The organism is Vibrio sp. Vb1574, from assembly GCF_033338675.1.
In genome coordinates, this window is the sequence record NZ_JAWOTC010000281.1 from 1 (window position 1) to 1,258 (window position 1,258).

Consider the following 1,258-nt stretch of genomic DNA (forward strand, 5'->3'; position numbering starts at 1 on the left):
TGACCCGTCCTGATATGGGTTGACACTTTTTAACTAAAACGCTCGATGTACTTCATCGGGCGTTTTGTATTTTAAAGCCGTATGAGGCCTCATTTGATTATAGATATCTACAGACTCTGCTACCATCGTCCTTGCTTCTTTCAGATCTTTCGGTTTCTTCAGCAAGAGCTCCATTTTGAGTATCCCATTTACACGCTCAGCTAAAGCATTCTGATAACAGTCATACCCGTCAGTCATTGAGCAAGTCACTCTATGTTTCTTATGGATATCTTGATATTCCTTCGAACAGTATTGTGAGCCTCTATCTGAGTGGTGTATTAGCTTTTCTTCACTCTGCCGTTGCCTGAGAGCTGAGATAAATGCCCGCTTAACTGATTGAGTTTTCATGTTGTCATCCACATAAAAACCAACAATCTTCCTTGAATAAGCGTCTGTAACCAAGCTGAGATAACTCTCTCCATTTTGAGTTGGCAAGTAAGTAATATCAGCAACCCACAGTTGTTCTGGCTTCGTTGGTGTCAGCCCATCTTTCACTTTGTTTGGGTGACAGAAAAATCGATGACGGCTGTCAGTCGTTCGGTGATAGGCTCGTCTTGCTCTCACTAACAGCCGATGCTTTCTGAGAAGTTCAAAGAGCTTGTCGCGACCTATTTGAATGCCCTTTGTTGCTGCTAAGAACTTCAGTTTACGCGTGCCAATGCGTGGCTGCTTCAGCCTGACTTCACGGACAAAGCCAATGACAGCATGCTCATGATGTTCACAACGAGATTGAGTTTGGCATTGCTTATAATAAGCTTGGCGAGAGATTTGTACTAACTGACAAAACTTCGTAACGCTCAAACCTACTATGGTTTTCTCTTGGACAACGCTTCTTTGTGCTTTTTTGTCACTCTAACACCATAGTCACGTTCCATAACGTTCACGACAGCTTCAAAGAAGTCGGCTTTGAGTTGAGCATCTTCGAGCTGCTTCTCAAGCTCTTTAATACGTTGCTCTGGTGTAGGAGGTGAATTGAACTCGGCCATAGAGTCTCCTTTGGACATAAAGTTAGGTGTCCCTTTAGACCAATCTAGTCGACCATGCTTACGAAGCCAAACCAAAACCGTAGAGCAACCTTGGATGCCATACTTCTCTTGGGCTTGTTTGTAAGTGAGGCTTCCTTTTTCAACCTCATCAACTACAGTGAGTTTAAAAGCGAGGGAGTAATCGCGCTGAGTTCTTTTAGTTGTTGATTTCATAACACTCTCCAATTTTGGGG

1 protein-coding gene is annotated in these 1,258 nt (G+C 43.2%); it reads right to left on the minus strand.

What is annotated here, in order from left to right:
* Window positions 1-33: 33 nt before the first annotated feature.
* Window positions 34-1,238, minus strand: a protein-coding gene (locus R7O12_RS25545; protein ID WP_151514398.1) for an IS3 family transposase whose coding sequence is annotated in 2 segments (ribosomal slippage) — window positions 34-887 and window positions 887-1,238 — 1,206 coding nt in all. Because the reading frame shifts where the segments join, the coding sequence is not laid out codon by codon here.
* Between the last annotated feature and the right edge of the window lie 20 nt (window positions 1,239-1,258).